Source organism: Bacillus sp. C30, from assembly GCF_040838255.1.
In the GTDB taxonomy this organism is placed as follows: domain Bacteria; phylum Bacillota; class Bacilli; order Bacillales; family Bacillaceae_G; genus Bacillus_A; species Bacillus_A mycoides.
In genome coordinates this window covers 1-3,216 of the sequence record NZ_JBFPJH010000353.1, presented here as the reverse complement: position 1 = coordinate 3,216, position 3,216 = coordinate 1, and the positions used below count along the sequence as shown (strand labels likewise).

Annotated in this window: 4 protein-coding genes; 2 read left to right on the top strand and 2 right to left on the bottom strand. The window is 31.8% G+C overall.

Annotated features, from left to right (window positions below; genetic code table 11):
- Window positions 1-430: 430 nt before the first annotated feature.
- Complete coding sequence (gene ccdA / locus AB3X49_RS20065) at window positions 431-1,138, top strand: cytochrome c-type biogenesis protein CcdA (RefSeq protein ID WP_001152684.1); 708 nt, start codon at window positions 431-433, stop codon at window positions 1,136-1,138.
- A 90-nt stretch (window positions 1,139-1,228) separates the two neighbouring features.
- On the top strand, window positions 1,229-1,735 hold the full coding sequence (locus AB3X49_RS20060; protein WP_002014224.1) for a CcdC family protein: 507 nt from the start codon (window positions 1,229-1,231) through the stop codon (window positions 1,733-1,735).
- A 551-nt stretch (window positions 1,736-2,286) separates the two neighbouring features.
- Here the strand turns inward: AB3X49_RS20060 and AB3X49_RS20055 are convergent.
- Window positions 2,287-2,718: a DUF2621 domain-containing protein gene (locus AB3X49_RS20055; RefSeq protein ID WP_341306104.1), complete on the bottom strand. Its 432-nt coding sequence runs from the start codon at window positions 2,716-2,718 to the stop codon at window positions 2,287-2,289.
- A 109-nt stretch (window positions 2,719-2,827) separates the two neighbouring features.
- A complete protein-coding gene (locus AB3X49_RS20050; RefSeq protein ID WP_002033506.1) occupies window positions 2,828-3,124 on the bottom strand; it encodes a hypothetical protein in 297 nt (98 codons plus the stop codon).
- Window positions 3,125-3,216 lie beyond the last annotated feature (92 nt).

Below are 3,216 nucleotides of genomic sequence, written 5' to 3'. Positions count from 1 at the left end.
GAAGTATACAAAATTAAAAATGAAGGGTCAAATGAAAGAAAAGTGCAAAATTTTATAGAATAATAATAAAAGTATGATATTTATGCATAATCTTGAAATTAATAATAATTAAAGTATTGTAAAATCAGCTTTATGTTGTATAAAGACAGCATTTGAAAAAAATTTTTAAGGCCAATAGGTGTGAAGTCAATTGTAATGTGCTAATCATTTGAGAAACTGTGGAACCTTTGTTATGTTAGTAACTCTTAGAAAGAGTTTCATAATTCAATTGAGATTTTTCTATATAATAGAAGGGAATGAAAACGTTTTATTAGAAAATGTGTGAAAGGGTAGTTTTTCTTATTGTCATGTTGGAAAAGTGAATTCATGAAATGTCCATAGTATTTTCAATTGTTTTTGCTACAATATTGAAGAGGAGAGGAGTGGAATGATGCAAGATATTAGTATTTTTTTAGCGTTTGGAGCTGGGTTCTTATCATTTATATCCCCATGTTGCTTACCGCTTTATCCGGCATTTTTATCATATATAACAGGTATGTCGGTTTCTGAATTGAAAGAAGAAAATGCAATGCTTCGCAAAAGAAGTATGATACATACAGCGTTTTTCTTACTTGGTTTTTCAATTATTTTTATTGCAATTGGATTTGGTACAAGTTTTATTGGAGGCATCTTTACAAATTATAAAGATTTAATTAGACAGTTAGGCGGTATATTTATCATCGTGTTTGGTCTTATTATTGTCGGTGTGTTTAAACCGAAGTTTTTAATGCAAGACCGTAAATTTACGTTTAAAAATCGTCCGAGTGGTTATTTTGGTTCAGTTTTAATTGGATTGGCTTTTGCTGCTGGATGGACACCTTGTACTGGACCTATATTAGTGTCTGTAATTGGATTAGCTGCAACAAATCCAGAATCGGCAATGATTTATATGATTGCTTACATACTTGGATTTGCTATCCCGTTTTTCGTACTTTCATTCTTTATTACGAAAATGTCTTGGATTAAAAGAAATAGTATGAAATTCATGAAGATTGGAGGATACGTTATGATTGTCATGGGTATCTTCCTATATTTTAACTGGATGACGAAAATTATCGTATATTTCTCAAGTTTATTTGGTGGTTTTACCGGTTTTTAGTATTATTCTGTGAAAATGTTGGAAATACTAACGGAAAAGCATATAATAAAATTATATTTTGCATATAGCCACAAAAAAGGATGAGAAAATATGAACATAGTTCTGTTATCAAGTATTGTTGCTGTTTGTATGGCTGTCGGTGCGATGTTTATTCGTTTAAAAGCAGCTAAGAAACCTGCAACATTGAAAAAAATTATACTTCCCCCATTTTTTATGAGCACGGGAGCGTTGATGTTTGTTTTTCCTGAATTTCGATTAACTCCAGCAGAAATGTTAGAAGCAATTGGCGTCGGTTTGTTTTTCTCTATTTTTCTTATTAAAACATCTAAATTTGAAATTAGAGGACAAGAGATTTATTTGAAGCGTTCAAAAGCATTTGTTTTTATACTAATTGGATTACTTGTCGTGCGGATTGTATTTAAAACATACTTAAGCCAATCTCTTGATTTAGGACAACTTAGTGGCATGTTCTTCTTACTGGCGTTCGCGATGATTGTGTCATGGAGAATTGCAATGTACCGTTCCTTTACGAAATTACAGAAGGAAATGGAAAAAGAAGACGGTTTTTATAATGAAAAAGATATGAAGTTAACGTAAAGAGTGTTATATGTATAAAGAAACAACGTCTGATTAGACGTTGTTTTTTGTTAATCACTGAAAGGTAACTTCCTCAATTCTAGTTGTGATGTATAAATTGTCGACCATCGAAGAAGCAATTTAAGTTTGACGTTATGAATGGACCGATATAAGGAATACTATTTGGTTTGAAGTTTTATCACCGGTAATTGGTGGCTAAGTTAGATTAGGTTGGATCGTATAGGAGACGTTCCTTCATTAACAATTACTCCACTTGATGGTACTGATACAACATGAAAGTGGAATGTTAATGACGAAATTTCGCTTAGCTTAAGTGTCTTGAGCCGAATCTAATATTGCAAATATAAATGCAACAGGATGAATTGCTGCGAATACAACATATACCTCTGTAAATATTACAGGTACTGGTGATACGATTTATACGAGTGCTGTAGGGTTACAGATAGATTTAGCGAAAGCGAGATTAATTGCTACAAAATCAGTAACTGTAAGTTGAGCTTATAAAAAAGATTGCTATAAAATAGCAATCTTTTTTATAAGGAATAATGGGCTTACTTTGCAAGTAAAGTTTTATAGTTAGAATAATCAATCTTTTTTTCTTGTAGTTTTTTAACTAAAAATTTATGATCACGCTTTGGTGTGGCGATGATATATCCTTTAATAATTAAATCTTGTGTAATTTTAGAGGCATTTTCTTGTAATGCTAGTTCTCCGATTTTGCCAGCAATTTTTGACTTAGCAACATCGCGAAATAATTCCGGAACGGGACTTACTAGTTCTTCTAACAATTGTTTTTGTTCGTCAGCCCATAAGTGTCTTGTTTTATTAATATAGTGATCTTCCCAATCCAAAATGGACATACCGTCTTCTTTTGGTAACCGTTTTAGGAATTTTCTGAACATGAAATATCCACCAATGGACATAAGCCCTAATAATACAACAGTCCAAACGACTATAAACCAACTAAACCATCCTTCAAGCAATTGTATGCCCTCCTTTAACGAAAGCAATATTTTGTATTTTATTTATATTATAAGCAATGAGATTCATAGAAAGCAAGAACGCTTGATCATTTTGACCAAGCGTTGTGATTTAAACGAAGTATAGTTGTTCAACACATAAAATATCATTGTCATTTTCTACATATTCAATGATGAGTGTGCCAACTTTACGATCTTTATCTTCAGTTGTGAAAATAGAGTAAGAAGTAAAACGTGTTGTTGATAGGCCGCTTATATGTGTAGGTAAAGGAATGTAGTCGTTATCGCGGAAGAATTCCATCAGTTCAATATCTTCAAATTCTTTTCGGTCAACTTGTTTGTTTGTATAGCGGCGTTGAAGTTGTTTTAAAGATGCATTCCAAGAAATTGCTTTTGTGTCGTATACCATTGTTCTATCTCCTTACTGTATGTAATTATTAAGAACATACGTTCTAATCTAGTATACTCTTTTTATAAGAAAAGGGAAAGCAAAAAATAATG

Bases quoted from the DNA above. Each gene is read 5' to 3' on its own strand.
- AB3X49_RS20050 (WP_002033506.1), bottom strand. From the start codon at position 3,124: ATGGTATACGACACAAAAGCAATTTCTTGGAATGCATCTTTAAAACAA.
- AB3X49_RS20060 (WP_002014224.1), top strand. From the start codon at position 1,229: ATGAACATAGTTCTGTTATCAAGTATTGTTGCTGTTTGTATGGCTGTC.
- ccdA (WP_001152684.1), top strand. From the start codon at position 431: ATGCAAGATATTAGTATTTTTTTAGCGTTTGGAGCTGGGTTCTTATCA.